Origin of the sequence: Myxococcus xanthus, assembly GCF_013116825.1 — a bacterium.
Lineage (GTDB): Bacteria > Myxococcota > Myxococcia > Myxococcales > Myxococcaceae > Myxococcus > Myxococcus xanthus_B.
The window spans coordinates 16,997-36,967 of record NZ_JABFNS010000007.1 but is presented as its reverse complement, the minus strand read 5'-3'; the positions used below and the strand labels follow the sequence as shown (position 1 = coordinate 36,967).

Here is a 19,971-nt window from a genome sequence, read left to right as displayed (position 1 = left end):
CAGCCGCCGTTGAGGCGGCGCCAGGCGCGGAGGCCTTCAGTGCCCCGGCCCCTCGCGGGGTAGCCAGGCGGTGAAGCTCATGCCGCCCTCGGAGCAGGACTCCACCGCCAGCTTCCCGCCGTGGGCCACGGCGATCTGCCTGGCGATGTAGAGCCCCAGGCCCAGGCCCTCTGGCGTGGCGCCGCGCTCCCTGCGGAAGGGCTCGAAGAGGGAGGTGCGCTCCTCCGCCGCCACCGTGAGTCCGGGGCTCCTCACACACATCGTGACGCCGCCCACCGCGCCCACCGCGCGCAAGGTGACCGGCGAATCCTCGGCCCCTTGACGGAGCACGCTGCCCAGGAGGTTGTCGGCCAGCTGCGCCAGCCGGTGGGTGTCCCAGTGGCCGCGCAGGTCGCCTTCCGTCTCCAGGTGGAGGGGGCGCCCGGGGTGCTCACGGCGGCGCTCCTCCAAAACGCGCGCCACCACCGCGTCCAGCACGGCGGGCTCTGGCCGCAGCGCCAGTCCGCCCCCCAGCCGCAGGCGGGTGAAGTCCATCAACTCCTGGAGCATCCGCTCCATGCGCCGGGCGGACCGGGCCACCTGGCTCACCAGGGCGCGCTGCGGCTCCTCCAGCGCGACCAGCCGCTGCAGGGAGCGCGTGCCCTCCCGCAGCGATTGCAGGGGCGCTCGCAGCTCCACATCCACGGCGCCCAGCATCTGGTGCCGGAACTGCTCGGTGTTCGCGGACAGCTCCTCCGCGGCCTTGCGGCTGCTGATGTCCCAGACGGCGACCAACCGCACCTGCCGGCCTTCCCACGTTACGTAGCGCCCCAGCACCTCCAGGGGCAGCCGCTGGCCATCCCGTCGGAGGACGACCACCTCATAGGGGGTCTCCAGCCCGCGGCTGAGCACCAGCCCCACCTGCGAGCGGAACTCCGGGGCGACGTAGTCCGCCAGATGCCGGCCGATCATCTCTGAGGGGGACGCGTAGCCCAGCAGCTGTGACATCGCGCGGTTGGTGTCCATCACGATGCCGTTGTCATGCAGGAAGTGCCCGTCACAGGCCACGTCCGCCAGGCTGCGCATGTGAGACTCCCGCGCGCGCAGCCGCTGCTCCTCGAGGAAGCGCTCCGTCTCGTCGCGCACCCACAACGCCACCCCCGCCAGCGCGCCGCCCTGCAGCGCCGGGGACAGGCCCACCCGCAGGTGCCGCTCACCCGCGGCGGGGGCCAGCACGCCCCGCACGGGGGCATCCATGACGTCCTCTCCGGAGAGTGCCCGGGCCAGCAGCGGTGACAGCGCCTGCGCCACCTGCGGCCACAGCTCCGCGAGAGGACGGCCCACGTGCGCGCGTGGCTCCAGGCCGGACAGCGCCGCCAGCGTGGCATTCACCCACACGGGGCGCAGCTCCCGGTCCAGCAGGGCCACCCCACAACCCGCCGCGCTCAGGAGGGCCCCCAGAAAGGGCCGAGCCTCCTCGGGCGCCGCCAGCGTGGACGGACCTTCGGAATACCGGTGGAGTAGGGACTGCGGCATGTTCAGGTCATCCAGGCGGCGCGGGGCTGTCCCGCACCACCTGAGAGTATACCGCTGTCAGGGTCCGCTGGAAATACCGGTTAGCCCTGGACTGCGGGGTGATAAAGACGACCTGGAACGTTGGTTGCCCGGCGAGCGGGCGGGTTTCAGCGCTGCTTCAGTTCGCGGCGCATCTCTTCGAGCTGGGTCCGAATGCTGCCGTCGTAGAGGATGCTGCCCACCTGGGCGGAGACACCACCCAACAGGCTGGGGTCCACGCGCGTCTCCAAGAGGACGTTGCGCTGGGTCAGCTGCTGCAGGGTCTGCTGGAGCTGGGCCAGGGCGTCGGCCGGAAGCGGCGCGGCGCTGGTGACGTGGCCCCGGACGCGGCCGGCACGGGCGTCCGCCATGTCGCGGAAGAGGCGGGCGATGTCCGCCAGGGAGCCCAGGCGGTTGCGGTCCACCAGCAGGCGGAGGGTGTTGGCCAGCGTGGCCTCCACGCCGCCAGGGATGACCTGCATCACCGACTCCACCACGCGCAGGCGCTGCTCCCGGGCGTAGGCGGGGTTGACGAGCACATCCGTCAGCTCGGCGTTCTTCGCGATGACGTCGGCGAAGGCGGTGAGCTGCTCGGCGACGGCGTCAGTGCGGCCCGCCTCCGAAGCGACATCGAGGAGGGCGCGGGCGTAGCGGCGGGCGATCGACACGTTCACCATGGCGGTCGCGCCCTTAGCATGAGGATTTCCCCCGGGCAATGTCCCTGGCATCGTGAAGCCCTGTCGTCGGGGGCACGCTTGCTGGCCCGGGCCGTGGCACGGGAAAGCGGCGCTTATCGGCAGGCCGGCGAGGGAAGGGGGCTTGGCGAGCTGGCGCGAACACCCGTAGGGTGGTGTCCTCTCGGCCCCCCAATGCATGACCCCGTCATCGGCATCGACCTGGGTACTACCAACAGCGCCGTGGCGACCGTTGAAGACGGACGCCCGCGCATGATTCCCCCGCGCGCGGGTGGCCGGTTGACGCCGTCCACACTGGGCGTGAACAAAGCCGGCGAGCGCGTGGTGGGCGTCGCGGCACAAACCCTGGGCGAAGAGCACCCGGACTCCGTGGTGTGGGCCACCAAGCGTTTCCTGGGGCGCCGCTACACGCCGGAGCTGGTTCAGGAGGCGAAGTCGCTGGTGCCGTATCCGCTGGTGGCCGGGCCCTCTGGCGACGTGCGCGTGCGGCTCGCCGGGCGGGTGATGCCCGTCACGCAGGTGTCCGCGATGATTCTGGGCGAGCTGGCCCTGGACGCGCAGGCGCACTTCGGCCGCCCCGTCACCAAGTGCGTCATCACGGTTCCCGCCAACTTCGACGACAACCAGCGGCAGGCCACGCGCGAGGCGGCCAGCATCGCCGGGCTGGACGTGGTGCGGCTGGTGAACGAGCCCACCGCCGCGGCGCTGGCGTATGGCCTGTCGCGCGGCTTCGAAGGCAACGCGCTGGTGTTCGACCTGGGCGGTGGCACCTTCGATGTGTCCATCCTCGAGGTGAAGTCCGGTGTCTTCGAGGTGCGCGCCACCGGCGGCGATCCGCGGCTGGGTGGCGAGGACTTCGACCAGCGCATCGTCCAGTGGCTCCTGGCGCAGGTGGACGATGAGCTGCGGCACGTGGTGTCGCAGGACGCGCAGAGCCTGCGCCGGCTGAAGGTGGCCGCCGAGTCCGCCAAGCGCGAGCTCACCGAGAAGGAAGAGGCGTCCATCTACGTCGCCGGGTTGGGCGACCACTCGGCGCCCGGCAAGCGGATGGCGGAGCTGGAGACGGTGCTGACGCGCTCCTTCTTCGAAACGCTGTCCGAGCCGCTGTCGCGCCGCTGCCTCGAGGTCTGCGAGTCGGTGATGCGCGAGGCGAAGATGGACCCCCACGCGGTGGACGTGGTGCTGCTGGTGGGCGGCATGACGCGCGTGCCGCTGGTGCGGCGGTTGGTGGCGGACTTCTTCGGTCGCGCGCCCTCCACGGACGTGCACCCGGAGGAGGCCGTCGCGCTGGGCGCCGCGGTGCAGGCCGACGAGCTCGTCCGCCAGTCCGGTCAGGCGCTGCTGCTGGACGTCGCCGCCCAGAGCCTGGGCGTGGGCGTCATGGGTGGGCGCGTGAAGCGGCTCATCCCGAAGAACACCGGCGTGCCGGTGGTGGCGCGGGACATCTTCTATCCGGGCAGCTCCGGCCAGCAGGCAGCGCGCATCCCCGTGTACCAGGGCGAGAGCGAGTTCCAGGACGAGAACTACAAGCTGGGCGAGGTGGTGCTGAAGCGCCTCCACGTCGCCGCGCGGGGCGACGTCCCGCTGGAGGTCGTCTTCGAGCTGTCCAGCGAGGCCATCTTGTCCGTCAAGGCCACGGACCTGACCTCAGGCAACATGGAGGCCGTGCGGCTGGAGGCCCGTGCGGGGCTGCCGCAGGGCGAGGCAGAGAAGTTGGGCGCGGAGCAGGCCCACTACGCGCGCTCGCAGGGCGTGGTGGACGCGAAGCGCGCGGAGGAGCTGTTCCGCAAGCTGCTGGAGCGCGGGGAGAAGCTGGCGCGGCTGCTCCAGCGCAGCGCGCAGGAGAACCCCAGCCCGGAGGCGCAGGCCACCCTGGGCACGGTGCAGCGTCTGTTGGAGGGCGGCCGCTCTGCCCTCGACAGCGGCAACGCGGCGCAGTGCGCTACGATTGCCAAGCAGCTCACGCGGCTGTTGTCTGGTCGCCAGGAGCCTCGCGCCTGAGCGTCCATCCCCGAACGGTGGCCCCGGGCGCCCGTGGCCTTGGCACCCCTTTCCACCTATCCGTGAACGTATGAGCCCTCCTCCCAACGCGCGTGACACCGTGTTCGTGGTGGATGACTCCCGTACCGCCCGGGAGGTGGTGCGCCTGCACCTGACACGGCTGGGCTGCGAGGCGGTGGCGCTGGAGGGCGGCGAGGCGTGCATGGCCGAGCTGGCCCGGCGCACCCCGGCGCTCATCCTGTTGGACCTGCGCATGGAGCGCATGCAGGGGGACGAGGTGTGCCGGTTGGTGAAGGCACACGCCGCGGGGCGCAACGTGCCCGTCATCATGTTCACCTCCGGCGGCGAGCCCCACGAGGTGATGCACTGCTGGCGCGCGGGCGCCGACGACTTCCTGCCCAAGCCGGTGGCGCTGGGCGCCCTGGAGGCGAAGCTGGCCGCGGTGCGCCAGGCCCGGGAGCGTGTCCGCGAGGGCCTGCCGCGTGGGCGCAGGGTGCTGCTGGTGGAGGGCGGGCGTTTCCTGCACACCTTCCTGGGCGGCTCGTTGGAGCAGGAGGGCCTCCACGTCCTCTACGCGCGGGACATGGGGGACGCGGCGAACCTGGCGGTGGAGCACGGCGCGCAGCTGGATGGCTTCGTGGTGGACGTGTCGCGCACGCCGCGCGAGGCGCTGGCCCTGGCCACGAAGCTCCACGACGCGCACCCGCGCAAGCCGCTGGTGCTGCTGTCGCGCGCGGAGGAGTCGCAGGAGGTGCTCGCCCGGGCGCAGGCGCTGGGAGGCGCGCCGCTCCTGGAGAAGCGTCACATGGGCGCGGACGAACTGCTCGGCTGCGTTCTGGGGCGACTGCTTCCCGGCCACGCCCCGCTGCGCGCCGCGGAGCGCGTGCCCTTCTTCACGGTGGTGGAGTTCACCACGCCCAACGGGGCGACGCTGTCGGGCTTCAGCCATGACGCGGGGCCGGGCGCGCTCTTCGTGCGCACGCTGACGCCGGCGCGCGAGGGCGCCCGGCTGACGCTGAAGGTATTGCTCGCGGGCCAGCGCGCGCCCTGCACCGCCGAGGCGACGGTGGCGTGGTCCAACCCGCCCCTGCCGCAGGGAGTCTTCCGGTCCTCGGTGGGCATGGGGCTGCGGCTGGAGCACATGGACCCGGTGCTCACCCAGCAGTTCGTCCGCTTCGTGCCCCGGGGCCTCGGTTTTCCGGCTCCAGGTTCTCCGCGCGCCTCAGGTTTCTGAGAGGCGAGGGCGCCCGCAGCGGGTGGCGGGGCCTGGGGTTCCCTGGGGGAGCGTGCCCTGGCACGCCGGTGGCAGATACCCTGGCCGCCGCTGGCGTGGCACCGGGGAGGCCCGGGGGCCGTCAGTGGGGCCGAAGTGCAACGGGAGGGTCGAATGCGGCAGTGGAAACGCTGGAGCTGGGCCGGAGTGGTGGCTGTCGTCGCGGTGGGGTGTGACGAGGGCAACAAGCCGTTGTCCCCGGTCGACAACGAGCCCGTGCAGCAGGAGGCCCGGCTGGAGAGCTTCCCTGGCTGTGAGGCCCTGGAGCAGCACATCGAGGACACCGCGACGAAGCACATGCGCGCGGAGCTGGAGCGCTACAAGCAGTACGCCTACGGCGGTGGCGATGGGGGGGCGCCCACGGCGGGACCGCCGCAGGAGGACTCCTCCGGGGGCGGCGACAGGCCCACCGACTACACGGGCACGAACAACCAGGTCGCCGGCGTGCACGAGGCCGACTTCGTGCAGAACGACGGCACGCGCATCTTCGTGCTGTCGGGCCCCCGGCTCTACGTCCACCGTTCGTGGCCCGCGGAGCAGCTCACGCGGACGGCCGTGCTGGAGGTGGAGGGCTGGCCGCGCGAGATGCTGCTCGACGCCGAGCGCAACCGGCTGGTCATCACCTCCTCGGTGGCCGAGGACCGGCCCGGGACGGTGGCGGGGGGCCGCGGCACGGACGACATGCCGGTCATCGACTGCGCCGGCTTCGGTTGTGGCCATGCGTACAGCAACACCGTGAAGGTGACGGTGGTGGACGTGGCGGACCTGGAGGCGCCTCGGGTGCTGGAGCAGGTCTACCTGCCCGGCGGCTACATCAACGCCCGGCGCGTGGACAGCGCGGTGCGGCTGGTGTTCTCGGACGGGTTCCGCTGGCCGGCGGACGTGCGCCTCTATCCCGAGTACTCGCCGGGGCTCTTCAATGACCGGGGCCGGCTGGTCGCGTCCATCGACGCGCTCATCAAGCAGAACGAGCAGCGCATCCGCGCGCAGTCGCTGGAGCACTGGCTGCCGAAGGGCCGGCGCATGATGGCGGACGGCGAGGTGAGGCCGCTCGCGTATGACTGCTCGTCGTTCTACCGCTCCAACGGGCCCACCGGGTTGGGTCTGGTGTCGGTGCTGTCGCTGAACCTGGACGCGGAGGAGTCTTCGCCCAGCCGGACCAGCGTGGTGGGACTGCCCGGCGAGGTGTACGCGTCCCATGAAGCGCTCTACGTAGCGTCTCGCCACTGGTGGTGGTGGCCGGAGCCCGGCCAGACGACGCACACGTACCTCCACAAGTTCGACATCCGCGACCCGGACCAGGCCACCTATGTGGGCAGCGGCACGGTGGAGGGAAACATCGTCAACCAGTTCGCCATGGACGAGCACGAGGGAGTGCTGCGGGTGGCCACCACCGTGGAGCTCCCACCGGAGAACCCGGGGACTGGGAACGGCGGGGACACCGTGTGGACGCCTCCGGAGACGGTCAACCGGGTGGTGACGTTCCGCGAGGAGGGCGGACGCCTGAAGGAGCTGGGCCGCAGCGAGGACCTGGCTCGGGGTGAGCGCATCTTCAGCGCGCGCTTCATGGGCACGCGTGGCTATGTCGTGACCTTCCGGCAGGTGGACCCGCTCTTCACCTTCGACCTGAGCGACCCGGCGAACCCGCGCAAGGTGGGCGAGTTGAAGATTCCGGGCTTCTCCACGTACATCCACCCGCTGGGTGACACGCACCTGCTCACCTTTGGCGAGCACCGCAACGAGGATGGCACCTGGCAGGACCGCGCCCTCAAGCTGTCGCTCTTCGACGTGAGTGACCTGGCGCAGCCCCGGGAGACCTTCACGCACCCACTGGGCTCGATGGGCAGCCACAGCGAGGCGCTCTACGAGCACAAGGCCTTCACCTACTTCCCCGCCAAGGGATTGCTGGCCCTGCCCTTCACGGACTGGGACTACAACGCCTCCGACTACTGGTCCGGCTTCCGCAGCGAGCTGCGCGTCTTCCGCGTGGACACGGCCACGGGCTTCTCGCCGGTGGGCACCGTCTCCGTGCGGGACATGTACCAGTCGTTCAATCTGCGGAACTGGAGCTGGTACTGGCAGCCCACGGTACGCCGCAGCATCATGGCGGACGACTACGTCTACACCATCTCCGACGCGGGGCTGCGCGTGTCCCACGTGGACAGCCTCCAGACGCCGCTGGTCACCGCGCCCTTCCATCCGCCCATGCTGCCGTGACGCCAGGCTTGCCCCCTGGGACGCCAGGCGTCCCAGGGGTGCGTCTCATGGGTGTGTGCCGGGCCTTCCAGTCAGGCGAAGGGGGGGGTGGCGCGTCGGACGTGGGCAGCGCATTCCCTGCCGGAAGGCGCTATAGGCGCACTCTCCATGTCCACCGCTGCAACGCCCACCCCAGACGTGAAGTCCCCTCGCACCGAACTCCGGGAGTTGGCCCGGCTGGCGATTCCCATCGCCATCGCCCAGGGCGGGCAGGCGCTCATGGGGTTGGTGGATACGCTGGTGGTGGGGCGCGCGGGGACGTCCGCGCTGGCGGCGGTGGGGCTGGGCAACGGCCTCTTCTTCGCCGTCAGCGCCTTGGGCATGGGCCTGATGATGGGCTTCGACCCGTTGATGTCCCAGGCCATGGGCGCGCGGCACTTCACCCGGGCCCGGGGGCTGCTCTGGCAGGGCGGGTGGCTGGCGCTCTTCGCCGGCGTGTCGCTGGGGGCGCTGTTGCTGCTGGCGCCGCGGCTGCTGCTGCTGGGGGGGATTGGCGAGGCCGAGGTCGCGGGCGCCCGGGACTACCTGGTGTGGCGCGCGCCCAGCATGCCGCTGATGCTGGCCTTCCTCATGGTGCGCTCGTATTGCCAGTCTGCGGCCTACACCCGGCCGCTGGTGGTGGCGACGGTGGCGGCGAACGTCTTCAACCTGGCCGCGGACGTGCTGCTGGTGTTCGGTGGTCAGGTGTTGCCGGCCGCCTTCGGGCCGTTGCGGGCGCTGCCGGCCATGGGCGTGGCGGGCTCCGCGCTGGCGACGACGCTGTGCACCGCGGTGCAACTGGGCGTGGTGGTGTTCGCGGTGCGTGCCAGGCCCCTGGCGGGCGCCGGGCCCTCCACGCGCCTGCCCGTGTGGGCGGACCTGGCCCGGGCGGTGAAACTGGGCATCCCCATTGGCCTCCACTTTGCCGCGGAGATTGGCGTGTTCGCGCTGGCAGGCGTCCTGGCGGCGAGGCTGGGGCCGGCGAGCGTGGGTGCGCACCAAATCGCCATCTCCTTCGCGAGCGTCACCTTCACGGTGGCCATGGGCATTGGCAACGCCGGCAGCGTGAGGGTGGGCTGGGCCGTGGGTTCGCACAACACGCCGCAGGCGCGGTTGAGCGGATTCATGGCCTTCGCGGGCGGCGCGGGGTTCATGGCGCTGGGGGGCCTGGTGTTCGCGCTGTTCCCACAGTCATTGGCGCGGCTGGCGGGGGCCCCCGATGACGTGTTGCCGATGGTGGTGCCGCTGCTGATGGTGAGCGCCATCTTCCAGGTGTTCGACGGCGTGCAGGGCGTGGGCGCGGGCGTGCTGCGCGGCACGGGTGACACGCGCTTCACCTTCCTGGCCAACATGGTGGGGCACTACGCCATTGGCCTGCCGCTGACGCTGCTGTTGGGGTTCAAGCTGGGCCTGGGCGTGGTGGGCATCTGGTGGGGCCTGTGCGCGGGCCTCATCACCGTGGCCGTGGCGTTGCTGTGGCGCTTCAACCGGATGAGCGCGGGCACGCTGCGTCCGGTCGAAGCGTAGCGGCTCGAGGGCGGCTACCAGGGCAGGTACTGCTGAATCATCTGCCGCCACACGGGCCAGTCGTGCGTGCCGCCCTGCCACACGGCCAGGTGGTTGCCGATGTCCTTCTTCCACAGCAGGTTGGAGAGGTGCTCGTTGGAGGGGCGGCAGAAGTCGTGCTCCCCCACCGCCAGCACCATCTCCACACGCTGGAGGGCGGAGAGCTGCGCGGGGTCCGTGAGGTTCGGCAGCCACTCCGTGCATGAATGGAAGTAGACGTCCGAGTCGTGGTGTCCGTCGAGGAACTCGTTCGTCTCGAACTTGCCGCCCATGGACAGCAGGCGCCGGAAGACGTGCGGGTGCCGCAGGCCGACGTTGTATGCGTGGAAGCCGCCGAAGCTGCACCCGGCCAGGGTGAGGCGCCCGCCGGTGCTGCGGCTCTTGAGCAGGGGCACCACTTCGTGGAGGAGGTACTCCTCCCACTGCTGGTGGCGCCGGACGCGGTCCGCCGGGTGGATGGCGGTGTTGAACCAGGACTCCTCGTCCACGGAGTCCGGGCACACCACGATGTACCGGCCGGACTGGACGCGGTCGGCGATGGCGCCGATGAGGCCGAAGTCCTCGGCCTGGAAGAAGCGGCCCTTGCTCGTCGGTAGCAGGAGGACCGGCTCGCCCGAGTGACCGAAGATGAGCAACTCCATGTCGCGGTGCAGCCGCTCGCTGTACCAGCGGTGGTATTCGCGGTTCATGGCGCGCAACTTAATCGCAATGCGTCAAAGGCCGCGACTGGAGTGCGATGGCCGCCCGCCGGACTGCCGGGAGTGAACACCTGGGCGGATGTCTGACTTTGCCGAGTCGTGGGTTACCCGCCCGGGTGTTCGTTGCGGCTCCCACTGACGGTGTCGAGCTTTGAACGTGAGGCTTCCAGGCCGTTCGTGCGTGTGCATGGCCAGGGGAGGAGAGGCCGCCAGGCCAGAGTGATGGCGCAGCGGCGCTGAGCGCTTCATCGGTGGCACATCGCGGCGGATGCAGCCGTCTGGCACGCATGAGGCGCCGCCTGTGTGGCCAGAAGCCTGCCCGCATTCCCCTCGCTTGGGCATACCACCCCAGGGGGAGCGCGCGTCCCGGGCTTTCGTAGGACAAGCCATCTTGTGCCAGTCACCAGACGGAAACGAGAATGCAGACGCACGTGTTCGCTGGTGCGGCCAGTCACGCGGGCGGTGGGGGGAGTGCCATGAAGAAGGACCTCGGGCTTCCGGAGCAGCCCGCCGCGCCACGCGTGGTTACGGCGGAGCCATTGGCGCACGTTGCAGAAGACGGCCGGGCTCATCTGCTGCGCGAGCACTTGGAGGCCGTAGGGCAGTGGGCCGCGACGCTGGCGCCGCGAGAGGATTTGCGTGCGCCGGCCCTGGCCACCGGGCGCTGGCATGACCTGGGCAAGTACACCCGGGACTTCCAGATACGCATCCGCAAGGAGAACGGCTTCGAGGCGCACTTGGAGAAAGAGGGCGCGCTGGAGCGCGACCACTCGACGGCCGGGGCGCTCTGGGCGCTGAGCCGGGAGCCCCGCTTGCTCCCGCTGGCCCTGGCGATCGCCGGGCACCACGCTGGGCTGCCGGACCTGGCGGCGTTCAAGGAGCGCCTGGGGCGCGAGGGGAAGCAGGCGTTGCTCGCGGACGCGAGGGCCCGCTGTGATGTCCCCGCCCTGCTGGACGGTCCACTCGGCTTCGAGCCGGACGCGCTGCTGCGGCTCGCGCCGCTCCGGTTGGAGCTTTGGACGCGGATGCTCTTCTCGCTCCTGTGCGACGCGGACTTCCTGGACACGGAAGCCTTCTTCGATGCGAGCCGGGGCGCGAAGCGCGAGGTGCCGGTGACGCTGTCCCAGCTCGCCGAACGCCTCCGTGGTTTCTTGGATGAGAAACAGCGCGTGGCCCCGGACACGGAGGTCAACCGGGTGCGGCGCGAGGTGCTCTCCGCCGCGGTGGAGGCGGCGTCCCTGCATCCGGGCGTCTTCAGCCTCACGGTGCCCACGGGCGGGGGCAAGACGCTGACGTCCATGGCCTTCGCGCTCGAGCACGCGCGGCGGCATGGGCTCCAGCGCGTCATCGTCGCCATTCCCTATACGTCCATCATCGAGCAGAGCGCGGACGTGTACCGCCAGGCTTTCCAGGGGCTGGAGCACGCCGTCATCGAACATCACTCCGCCGTCGACCCCGAGAAGGAGACGGCGCTCAACCGCGTCGCCAGTGAGAACTGGGATGCGCCCGTCATCGTCACGACCACGGTGCAGCTCCTGGAGAGCCTCTTCGCGCGCCGCCCGTCGGCGTGCCGCAAGCTGCATCGGGTGGCCCGGAGCGTCATCGTGCTCGATGAGGCCCAGACGCTGCCGCCGTCGCTGCTGGCGCCCATCCTGGATGGCCTGGGCGCGCTGGTGAAGGACTACGGCTGCTCCGTGGTCATCTGTACCGCCACGCAGCCCGCGCTGGGCCGCCGCCCGGACTTCCAGGAGGGCCTGCCGGACGCGCGGGAAATCGTCCCGGCCTCGGTGCGCGCCTTCGAGCGGCTGCGCCGGGTGCGGGTGCGGTGGCCCAGCCTGGGACGCAAGCTCCCCTACGCCGAACTGGCCGACGCCGTGGCGGCCGAGCGGGACGTCCTCGCGGTGGTGCACCTTCGGGACGACGCACGGCGGCTCTGCGAACTCGTGGATGAACGGCTGGGCCACCAGGAGACGCTGCACCTGTCCGCGCTGATGTGTCCGGAGCATCGCTCGGAGGTGCTCGCGAACATCAAGGCCCGCAAGCGGCGTGGGGAGCCGGTACGACTGGTGGCCACTCAGCTCGTCGAGGCGGGCGTGGACCTGGACTTCCGCGTCGTCTTCCGTGGATTGGGGGGACTGGATTCGCTGGCCCAGGCCGCGGGCCGGTGCAACCGGGAGGGGTTGCTGGACGGGCTCGGCGAGCTGCGCGTCTACGAACCCGAGACCCAGCCACCCCGAGGCGTTCCGCGCGCCGCCCAGGACGTGACTCGCGGTTTGCTGGAGCAGGCGCCCGACCTGGACCTGTTCGCGCCCGCGAGCTTCCAACGGTACTTCGAGCGGCTCTATGCCACCCGCAAGCTGGACGAGAAAGGCATCCAGGACCTGCGGGCGAAGCTCCAATTCGAAGCGGTGTCCAAGGCCTTCAAGCTCGTTGAGGACGACTGGAGCGCGTCGGTGGTGGTGCCTTACGGGGACCGCGAGGCGCTCCTCGATGTGCTGCGTCAGTTGGGCCCCTCGCGAGAGCGCCTGCGTGCGCTGCAACGCTTCACGGTGACGGTCCCCCGCAAGGTTCGGGAGGCATGGTTGGCTCGGGAGCTGGCCCGGCTCGCGGCGGAGACGGTGGCGTACCTGGGGCCGGAGCACACGTCCGCGTACCACGAGCGCTTCGGCCTTCTTCTGGACCGGGTCGGCATCCTCGACCCGTCCTTCCTCATTCCCGGCTGAGACACGCATCAGGAGGTGTGGATGACATCGACGGAAGACAGGCGGTTTCGCGTGAGGGCCCGGGGGCCCGTGGCGTGCTTCACGCGACCCGAGATGAAAGCGGAGCGCGTCAGCTACGAGGTGATGACCCCCTCGGCTGCGCGCGGCGTGCTGGAGGCCATCCTGTGGAAGCCGGCCATCCGCTGGCACATCCATGAAATCGCCGTGCTCGCGCCGGTGAAGTGGACGAGCTTCCGCCGCAACGAGGTCAACAGCCGCGCCACGGTCGGCAGGTTCGACTACGCGGCGGACGAGGACCGGGCCCAGCGCAACACGGTGGCGCTGCGCGATGTGGATTACGTCATCACCGCGTCCTTCACGCTGGTGCCCGGGAAGGCGGGGCCCGAGGACAACGCGCGCAAGTTCGAGGACATGTTCGAGCGGCGCCTGGAGCGGGGCCAGTTCTTCCATGCACCCTACCTGGGCTGCCGCGAGTTCGCGGCCCGGGTGGAGCCCGCCGAGGACGGCCTGCTGCCTCATGAAGCAGGCAACGGGCGGCGGCCATTGGGGCTCATGTTCTACGACTTCGTCTTCGACGTGCCCGGTGCGCCCGTACGCCCCGAGTTCTTCCATGCGTTCCTGGAGGATGGCGTGCTGCGCGTGCCGCCTCGTGCGCAGGTGCTGGGAGGAGGTGCCTCATGATGCTGACGGCGCTCAACGACTTCGCCCGCGAGCGCGGGCTCACGGACGACCCGCTCTACGAAGTGAAGCCCGTGGACTTCTTCATCCGCATCAGCGCGGCGGGGAAGTTCGTCTCGCTGGAGAGCACGGCGGGAGAGGATGGGCGGGGAAAGCCCCTCTCGATTCCTCGGCTGCCGCAGCGCTCGGTGAACATCGCCGCGGGCTTCTTCGCGGACAACCCGAAGTACGTCCTCGCTTACGAGAAGGACGCGCCCAAGGCGAAGGCGGGGGGCGTGGACAAGCGCGTGGCCCGGCTGGACGCGTTCCTGAAGCCGGTGCGCGAGGTCGCCGCGGAGACGAAGGACCCGGAGGCCCGGGCCGTGGAGTCCTTCCTGTCGAGCGAGGCCGAACGGCGCAAGGTGCTGGCGGCTCGCGACGCGGAGGAGTGGACGGGCTCTGAGTTGCTCGCCTTCGTCGTCGGCGATGCCACGGCGCCCGTGCATCAAAACCCGGCCATCCGCGCCTGCTGGGAGCGACGCTCCGGCGAGAAGCGCGCGCTGGGTCGGACGGCGCGGTGCCTGGTGACAGGTCAGGAAGGGGTGGTGGCCCTCACCCATCCCAAGCTGAAGAACGTCCCGGAAGCCCAGTCGTCGGGAGCTTCACTGGTGTCCTTCAACGCGCCCGCGTTCTCGTCACACGGTCTGGAGCAAGGGGACAATGCCCCCATCTCCCAGGAGGCGGCGCTGGGCTACGTGCTGGCGCTCAACGACATGCTCCGGAGGACGGAGCAGCGCCGCTTCCGGCAGGGCATTCAACTGGGTGATGGCTCGGTGCTGGTCTTCTGGACGCGCGCTTCACCTTCCGAGGAGAGCCTCCTGTTGTCGTGGATGGACCCGACGGAGGAGGACCTCCAACGCTTCACCGAGTCGCCGTTTCACGGGTTGCAGCCCGGCGAGCTGGATGACCGGGCCTTCTATGCCGTGACGTTGACGGGGAACGCGGGGCGCGTCGCGGTGCGTGACTGGTTCGAGTCGCGCGTGGGCGAGGTGAAGCGGAACATCCGGCGCTACTTCGATGACCTGCGCATCGGCAACGCGCCCGCGGGGCCAACGCCCATCTACCGGCTGCTCAAGGCCGTGGAGGCTCCGTCCGGACGCGGTCTGTCTCCGGACGTCGCGACCCGGATGGTGGGGGCGGCGCTGCGGGGGCTGCACTTTCCGCGTCAACTCCTGACATCCGCGCTGGACCGACTGCGGCTGCCACCCGCCGACGACAGGTTCGAGCGCGAACAACTGCGGCTCCGCGTCGCGCTCATCAAGGCCACCCTGCTGCGACTCCCTCGAAGTGGAACCACTCCCCTGGAGGTCACCGTGTCACTGGACAAGAACAACGCCTCGCAGCCCTATGTGCTCGGCCGCCTCTTCGCCGTGTTGGAGCGGTTGCAGGGCGCGGCGCTGAAGGACCTCAACGCCACCATCCGCGACCGCTACTTCGGCGCCGCGTCCCGCAATCCCGTCACCGTCTTCCCCCGGCTGCTCCAACTCTCCGTCCACCACGCCTCCAAGGCGGGCGAGAACGGCAGGTGGCTGGAGCGCACGAAGGGCGAGGTCATGGCGCTGCTTCCTCCAGAGCGATTCCCACGGGTGCTCGGCCTGGAGGACCAGGGCCTCTTCGCCGTCGGCTACTACCACCAACGCGAGGCGTTCTTCACCAAGCGCGAGGCGCCGGCTCCAGGGGAGTCCGACGCGTCCTCCTCCTGACGTTCCGCTGTCTTCACCTCATTCCCAGAGAAAGCGCCATGACCGACCTCAAGCATCGCCATGACTTCGTCCTGTTCTTCGACGTGCTGGATGGAAACCCCAATGGAGACCCCGACGCCGGCAACCTGCCCCGCATCGACGCGGAGACAGGCCACGGGCTGGTGACGGACGTGAGCCTCAAGCGCAAGGTGCGCAACTTCATCCTGCTCACGCAGGAGGGCAAGCCGGGGCTGGACATCTTCGTGAAGGAGAAGGCCATCCTGAACAACCGCATCGCGGACGCGTACAAGAGTCTGGGCATCGACCTGAACGAGAAGCCCGCCCGCGCCGAGGATGGGAAGAAGCGCAACGACAAGGGATTCGCTCAGGGCTCCGAGGTGGACAAGGGCCGCGCGTGGATGTGCAAGACGTTCTTCGATGTCCGCACCTTCGGCGCCGTCATGTCCACGGGGGCCAACGCGGGGCAGGTGCGGGGGCCGGTGCAGCTCACCTTCGCGCGCTCCGTGGACCCCATCGTGTCCCAGGAGCACTCCATCACCCGCATGGCCGTGGCGACGGAGGCCGAGGCCGAGAAGCAGGGCGGTGACAACCGCACCATGGGCCGGAAGAACACCGTGCCCTACGGGCTCTACCGCGCGCACGGCTTCGTCTCGCCGCACCTGGCGAAGCAGACGGGGTTCGGCGCGGCGGACCTGGAGCTGCTCTTCCAGTCCTTCACGCACATGTTCGAGCTGGACCGCAGCGCCGCACGGGGGCTGATGTCCATGCGCAAGGTGGTGGTGTTCAAGCATGGCTCGGAGCTCGGCAACGCGCCGGCCCACGCGCTGTTCGACCGCGTCCATGCGGTGCGCGCCCAGCCGGAGAAGCCAGCTCGGAGCTTCTCCGACTACGAGGTGCGCGTGGACAAGGCCGGGCTGCCCCAGGGCATCGAGGTGCTGGAGCTGGCGGGATGAGCGCGGACCGCGAGACGTGGGTGGCGCTGTCGGCGCTCCAGCACCTGCTGTACTGCGAGCGGCAGGCGGCGCTCATCCACGTCGAGCGGCAATGGCGCGAGGACGTCAACACCGCCTCGGGCAGGCTGCTCCACGAGCGCGTGGACCTGCCGGGGCATGACGCGCGGGCGGGGCGGCGGGTGGAGCGGGCCGTGTTGCTGGGCTCGCAGCGGCTGCGCGTGTCCGGGCGCGCGGACATGGTCGAGTACCAGCGGGACGCGACGGGGGCGGGCTGGCGGCCCTATCCGGTGGAGGTGAAGCGCGGCCGGCGCAAGGCGGGTGAGGCGGACCGCGTGCAGCTCTGCGCGCAGGCGCTGTGCCTGGAGGAGATGCACGGCGTGGACGTTCCGGAAGGGGCGCTCTTCTACGGAACGGAGCACAAGCGTGAGGCGGTGCGCTTCGACGCGCGGCTGCGCCAGCGGACCGAGGACGCCATCGCGCGCATGCACGAGGTGCTGCGTCGGCAGTCGGTCCCTGTCGTGGCGCGCGCGCCCCGGTGTGACGGGTGTTCGCTGGAGCCGCTGTGCCTCCCTGGGGTGACGGCGGGGCAGCGGAGCGCCCACGACTTCCTGATGCGGTGGATGGACGAGGCCGGCTGAACGGAGGAACGCATGACGACCGCGCTGAACACGCTGTTCATCACCGCCGAGGGAACTCGCCTGAACAAGGAAGGTGAGTGTGTGGTGGTGACGGTTCAGGAACAGAAGAAGGCGGAGGTTCCCTTGCGGCACCTCCGCTCGGTGGTGTGTCTGACGCGTGCGTGGCTGACGCCGGAGTTGATGGAGAGCTGCCTGGAGGCGGGCATCCATGTCTCCTTCTTCGGGATGACGGGGCGCTTCTTGGCGCGGGTGGAGGGCGTGCCGGGCGGCAACGTGTTGTTGCGGCGGCAGCAGTATCGGGCGGCGGATGATATCGCTCGCTCGGTGGCCATCTCCCGGGCGCTGGTGGTGGGGAAGCTCGGGAATGCGCGGCAGTTCGTGTTGCATGCGCGGCGTGACGCGGCGCCCGAGCGACAGGAGGCCCTGTCGGAGACTGCGCGGCGGCTGTCGGAGCACCTGCGCGCGCTGACCCGCGTGGAGGACTTGGAGCAGGTGCGGGGGCTGGAAGGCATCGCGGCGCGTGACTACTTCGAGGCCTTTCCCTCGTTGTTGAAGAAGAGTGCCCAGGGTTTCGAGTTCGATGGCCGCAACCGCCGGCCTCCGAGGAATCCGCTGAACGCGATGCTCTCGTTTGGCTATGCGCTGCTGGCGCAGGACTGCGCGGGAGCGCTCGCGGGCGTTGGACTCGACCCCGCCGTGGGGTTCCTGCACGAGGACCGCCCTGGGCGCTTGTCCCTGGCGCTGGATTTGATGGAGGAGTTCCGCGCGCCGGTGGTGGACCGGCTCGTCTTCTCGTTGGTGAATCGGGGGCAACTGAAGCCCGGGGATTTCCGCACGGAGTCAGCGGGGGCCGTGTTGCTGAAGGACGATGCGCGCAAGACGTTCCTGGTGGCGTACCAGGAGGCGAAGCAGGTGGGGGTGCGGCACGCGTTCCTGGGGCAGGAGGCGACCTGGGGCATGGCGCCTCACCTGCAAGCGCTGCTGTTGGCGCGCCATCTCCGAGGGGAGCTGGACGGCTACCCTCCCTTCGCGATGCGCTGATGCGTAGATTGACCGTGCTGATCTGTTACGACGTGCGGGTGTCGGACCCACAGGGGCCTCGGCGCCTGCGCAAGATTGCGCGGGCTTGCAGAGACCATGGCGTGCGAGTGCAATACTCCGTCTTCGAGTGTGTCCTGGAGCCCAAGGACTGGGTCATCCTACGCGCCCGCCTGCTTGATGCGTTCGACTCGGAATGCGACAGCCTGCGCTTCTATTTCCTGTCGGAAGACGATGCCCGGAAGACGGAGCATCATGGCGCCAGGCCACCCTTGGACGTCGAGGGGCCGCTGGTCCTGTAGGGCTCCGCGAACCGGCCCCGGTGTGCGCTCCGTCGAGGGTTCGCGCTCATTGAAATCCCGAATAGAATCATGGAGTTGGGTGAGTGGGCGTCAGGAACGGCGAGGCGCTTTCGTGGCCCCGCGGGCCGGTTCGCGAAATGCGGCCGGATTCCGTAGTCAGAACGCTATGTTAGAGAGGCAGAGTCGCTCCTCGTGAACGCGGGGAGCGTGGGTTGAAACGCCAAAGAATCATTTTTGACGAGGACACGGAGAGTCGCTCCTCGTGAACGCGGGGAGCGTGGGTTGAAACCATACGCAGAATAAAAGAAAGTACAGCATTTACGTCGCTCCTCGTGAACGCGGGGAGCGTGGGTTGAAACCACCCTGTCCCGTTGGCTTTTACGGATGCTACCAGTCGCTCCTCGTGAACGCGGGGAGCGTGGGTTGAAACATTTTCCGCAGGTGGGACAAGCTCTGCCTAAAAGGTCGCTCCTCGTGAACGCGGGGAGCGTGGGTTGAAACGCCACGCCCAGTGCCTCGGACAGCGTGGCCTTGGTCGCTCCTCGTGAACGCGGGGAGCGTGGGTTGAAACCATCAACGAGTTCAAGTGGATGGTGGAGCAGCTCCACGTCGCTCCTCGTGAACGCGGGGAGCGTGGGTTGAAACCTCGACTTCGAGACGACGGGCCTGGACCCGGCCACGTCGCTCCTCGTGAACGCGGGGAGCGTGGGTTGAAACCGGTTGCTTCGCGAGATGGAGGCGCTGTGCCATGTCGCTCCTCGTGAACGCGGGGAGCGTGGGTTGAAACGGCAACAACCTGTCCATCGGGATAAGGGCTGCCGTCGCTCCTCGTGAACGCGGGGAGCGTGGGTTGAAACGAGGCTGCCGGTGACCACGAGATATTTGTGGGGATGTCGCTCCTCGTGAACGCGGGGAGCGTGGGTTGAAACCTGAGCACGAGCGCAGCATGAGCATCCCAAGCCGTCGCTCCTCGTGAACGCGGGGAGCGTGGGTTGAAACCTTTCCGCAATGCAAGCCAAAGCTGAATATGACGGTCGCTCCTCGTGAACGCGGGGAGCGTGGGTTGAAACCAGGTGGGCGACGTGGAGCGCTTCACGGCGGACTGGTCGCTCCTCGTGAACGCGGGGAGCGTGGGTTGAAACAACCTCATCGCGTCCGAACTCGGCCTGCGCAGCCGGGTCGCTCCTCGTGAACGCGGGGAGCGTGGGTTGAAACCTTTCGTGCGACCCCGCGTTGGGGGCCAGGGGTGTCGCTCCTCGTGAACGCGGGGAGCGTGGGTTGAAACTCCAACCGGCGCAGTCGCTTGGCAACGGCGCCCAAGTCGCTCCTCGTGAACGCGGGGAGCGTGGGTTGAAACCTCCCGCTCCGCGTAGTCCAGGAGCTGCCGGGGTCGCTCCTCGTGAACGCGGGGAGCGTGGGTTGAAACCACCGGCTCTGGTGGACTCGACTGGCTACTCCTCACGTCTCTCCTCGTGAACGCGGGGAGCGTGGGTTGAAACGTCAGCACCCAGCAGTCCAAGGAGCAGACCCGATGTCGCTCCTCGTGAACGCGGGGAGCGTGGGTTGAAACCACTCGCGCTGTGACGTGCCGCAGGTGGCGGGGTCGCTCCTCGTGAACGCGGGGAGCGTGGGTTGAAACCGTCTCTGCCTGCGTCATGGCTACCCCCTGTGGCTGTCGCTCCTCGTGAACGCGGGGAGCGTGGGTTGAAACCAGTCCAAGGAGAGCATCCGGCCCAGAGAGCCCGTCGCTCCTCGTGAACGCGGGGAGCGTGGGTTGAAACCGGGGCGCAGCGGAGCAGGAATCGCAGGCCTCGTCGCTCCTCGTGAACGCGGGGAGCGTGGGTTGAAACGAATCGTCACCGTCTCGTAGTTCTTGGCCAACCTGTCGCTCCTCGT

Annotated in this window: 14 protein-coding genes and 1 CRISPR repeat array (1 of these 15 running past the window's edge); of the genes, 11 read left to right on the top strand and 3 right to left on the bottom strand. The window is 69.5% G+C overall.

The features are described from left to right. Positions 1-36 precede the first annotated feature (36 nt). Positions 37-1,515, bottom strand: coding sequence for a PAS domain-containing sensor histidine kinase (locus tag HNV26_RS03390; RefSeq protein ID WP_171439978.1), 1,479 nt, complete (start codon positions 1,513-1,515; stop codon positions 37-39). A 146-nt stretch (positions 1,516-1,661) separates the two neighbouring features. After that, complete coding sequence (atpH, locus tag HNV26_RS03385) at positions 1,662-2,210, bottom strand: ATP synthase F1 subunit delta (protein WP_171439977.1); 549 nt, start codon at positions 2,208-2,210, stop codon at positions 1,662-1,664. 192 nt (positions 2,211-2,402) lie between these two features. Between atpH and HNV26_RS03380 the strand changes: the two genes are divergently transcribed. From HNV26_RS03380 to HNV26_RS03365, 4 genes are all read left to right on the top strand, one after another. Further along, complete coding sequence (locus HNV26_RS03380) at positions 2,403-4,229, top strand: Hsp70 family protein (RefSeq protein ID WP_171439976.1); 1,827 nt, start codon at positions 2,403-2,405, stop codon at positions 4,227-4,229. Positions 4,230-4,299: 70 nt separating this feature from the next. After that, a complete protein-coding gene (locus tag HNV26_RS03375; protein WP_171439975.1) occupies positions 4,300-5,463 on the top strand; it encodes a TIGR02266 family protein in 1,164 nt (387 codons plus the stop codon). 75 nt (positions 5,464-5,538) lie between these two features. Next, on the top strand, positions 5,539-7,719 hold the full coding sequence (locus HNV26_RS03370) for a beta-propeller domain-containing protein (RefSeq protein WP_171440040.1): 2,181 nt from the start codon (positions 5,539-5,541) through the stop codon (positions 7,717-7,719). Between the two features lie 147 nt (positions 7,720-7,866). After that, positions 7,867-9,264, top strand: a complete 1,398-nt coding sequence (locus HNV26_RS03365; RefSeq protein WP_171439974.1) for an MATE family efflux transporter — start codon at positions 7,867-7,869, stop codon at positions 9,262-9,264. Positions 9,265-9,278: 14 nt separating this feature from the next. On the opposite strand, the gene HNV26_RS03360 is transcribed toward HNV26_RS03365, so the two are convergent. Beyond that, entirely contained in the window at positions 9,279-9,992 is a 714-nt protein-coding gene (locus tag HNV26_RS03360; protein ID WP_171439973.1) for an esterase family protein, read from the bottom strand. A gap of 485 nt (positions 9,993-10,477) precedes the next feature. On the opposite strand from HNV26_RS03360, the gene HNV26_RS03355 reads away from it, so the two are divergent. From HNV26_RS03355 to cas2, 7 genes are read left to right on the top strand one after another with little or no spacing between them, the layout of a single operon-like run. Then, positions 10,478-12,724, top strand: a complete 2,247-nt coding sequence (locus HNV26_RS03355) for a CRISPR-associated endonuclease Cas3'' (RefSeq protein WP_253816181.1) — start codon at positions 10,478-10,480, stop codon at positions 12,722-12,724. A gap of 21 nt (positions 12,725-12,745) precedes the next feature. Further along, complete coding sequence (cas5c, locus tag HNV26_RS03350; RefSeq protein ID WP_171439971.1) at positions 12,746-13,405, top strand: type I-C CRISPR-associated protein Cas5c; 660 nt, start codon at positions 12,746-12,748, stop codon at positions 13,403-13,405. Next, positions 13,402-15,144 carry a type I-C CRISPR-associated protein Cas8c/Csd1 gene (gene cas8c / locus HNV26_RS03345; RefSeq protein WP_171439970.1) on the top strand — a complete coding sequence of 581 codons (1,743 nt, stop codon included), beginning with the start codon at positions 13,402-13,404 and terminating at the stop codon, positions 15,142-15,144. Before cas5c ends, cas8c begins: the two co-directional genes overlap by 4 nt. A gap of 38 nt (positions 15,145-15,182) precedes the next feature. Then, positions 15,183-16,097, top strand: coding sequence for a type I-C CRISPR-associated protein Cas7/Csd2 (gene cas7c, locus HNV26_RS03340; RefSeq protein ID WP_171439969.1), 915 nt, complete (start codon positions 15,183-15,185; stop codon positions 16,095-16,097). Continuing rightward, positions 16,094-16,735: a CRISPR-associated protein Cas4 gene (cas4, locus tag HNV26_RS03335; protein WP_171439968.1), complete on the top strand. Its 642-nt coding sequence runs from the start codon at positions 16,094-16,096 to the stop codon at positions 16,733-16,735. Before cas7c ends, cas4 begins: the two co-directional genes overlap by 4 nt. Positions 16,736-16,747: 12 nt before the next feature. Continuing rightward, the gene (cas1c, locus tag HNV26_RS03330; RefSeq protein WP_171439967.1) at positions 16,748-17,776 is read left to right on the top strand and encodes a type I-C CRISPR-associated endonuclease Cas1c; all 1,029 of its coding nucleotides are present in this window, start codon (positions 16,748-16,750) and stop codon (positions 17,774-17,776) included. Continuing rightward, complete coding sequence (gene cas2, locus HNV26_RS03325; protein WP_253816180.1) at positions 17,776-18,075, top strand: CRISPR-associated endonuclease Cas2; 300 nt, start codon at positions 17,776-17,778, stop codon at positions 18,073-18,075. Before cas1c ends, cas2 begins: the two co-directional genes overlap by 1 nt. Positions 18,076-18,257: 182 nt before the next feature. After that, positions 18,258-19,971: a CRISPR direct-repeat array (repeat unit 37 nt; unit sequence GTCGCTCCTCGTGAACGCGGGGAGCGTGGGTTGAAAC); it runs 4,162 nt beyond the window's last position.

Bases quoted from the DNA above. Each gene is read 5' to 3' on its own strand.
- HNV26_RS03390 (WP_171439978.1), bottom strand. From the start codon at position 1,515: ATGCCGCAGTCCCTACTCCACCGGTATTCCGAAGGTCCGTCCACGCTG.
- atpH (WP_171439977.1), bottom strand. From the start codon at position 2,210: ATGGTGAACGTGTCGATCGCCCGCCGCTACGCCCGCGCCCTCCTCGAT.
- HNV26_RS03380 (WP_171439976.1), top strand. From the start codon at position 2,403: ATGCATGACCCCGTCATCGGCATCGACCTGGGTACTACCAACAGCGCC.
- HNV26_RS03375 (WP_171439975.1), top strand. From the start codon at position 4,300: ATGAGCCCTCCTCCCAACGCGCGTGACACCGTGTTCGTGGTGGATGAC.
- HNV26_RS03365 (WP_171439974.1), top strand. From the start codon at position 7,867: ATGTCCACCGCTGCAACGCCCACCCCAGACGTGAAGTCCCCTCGCACC.
- HNV26_RS03360 (WP_171439973.1), bottom strand. From the start codon at position 9,992: ATGAACCGCGAATACCACCGCTGGTACAGCGAGCGGCTGCACCGCGAC.
- HNV26_RS03355 (WP_253816181.1), top strand. From the start codon at position 10,478: ATGAAGAAGGACCTCGGGCTTCCGGAGCAGCCCGCCGCGCCACGCGTG.
- cas5c (WP_171439971.1), top strand. From the start codon at position 12,746: ATGACATCGACGGAAGACAGGCGGTTTCGCGTGAGGGCCCGGGGGCCC.
- cas8c (WP_171439970.1), top strand. From the start codon at position 13,402: ATGATGCTGACGGCGCTCAACGACTTCGCCCGCGAGCGCGGGCTCACG.
- cas7c (WP_171439969.1), top strand. From the start codon at position 15,183: ATGACCGACCTCAAGCATCGCCATGACTTCGTCCTGTTCTTCGACGTG.
- cas4 (WP_171439968.1), top strand. From the start codon at position 16,094: ATGAGCGCGGACCGCGAGACGTGGGTGGCGCTGTCGGCGCTCCAGCAC.
- cas1c (WP_171439967.1), top strand. From the start codon at position 16,748: ATGACGACCGCGCTGAACACGCTGTTCATCACCGCCGAGGGAACTCGC.
- cas2 (WP_253816180.1), top strand. From the start codon at position 17,776: ATGCGTAGATTGACCGTGCTGATCTGTTACGACGTGCGGGTGTCGGAC.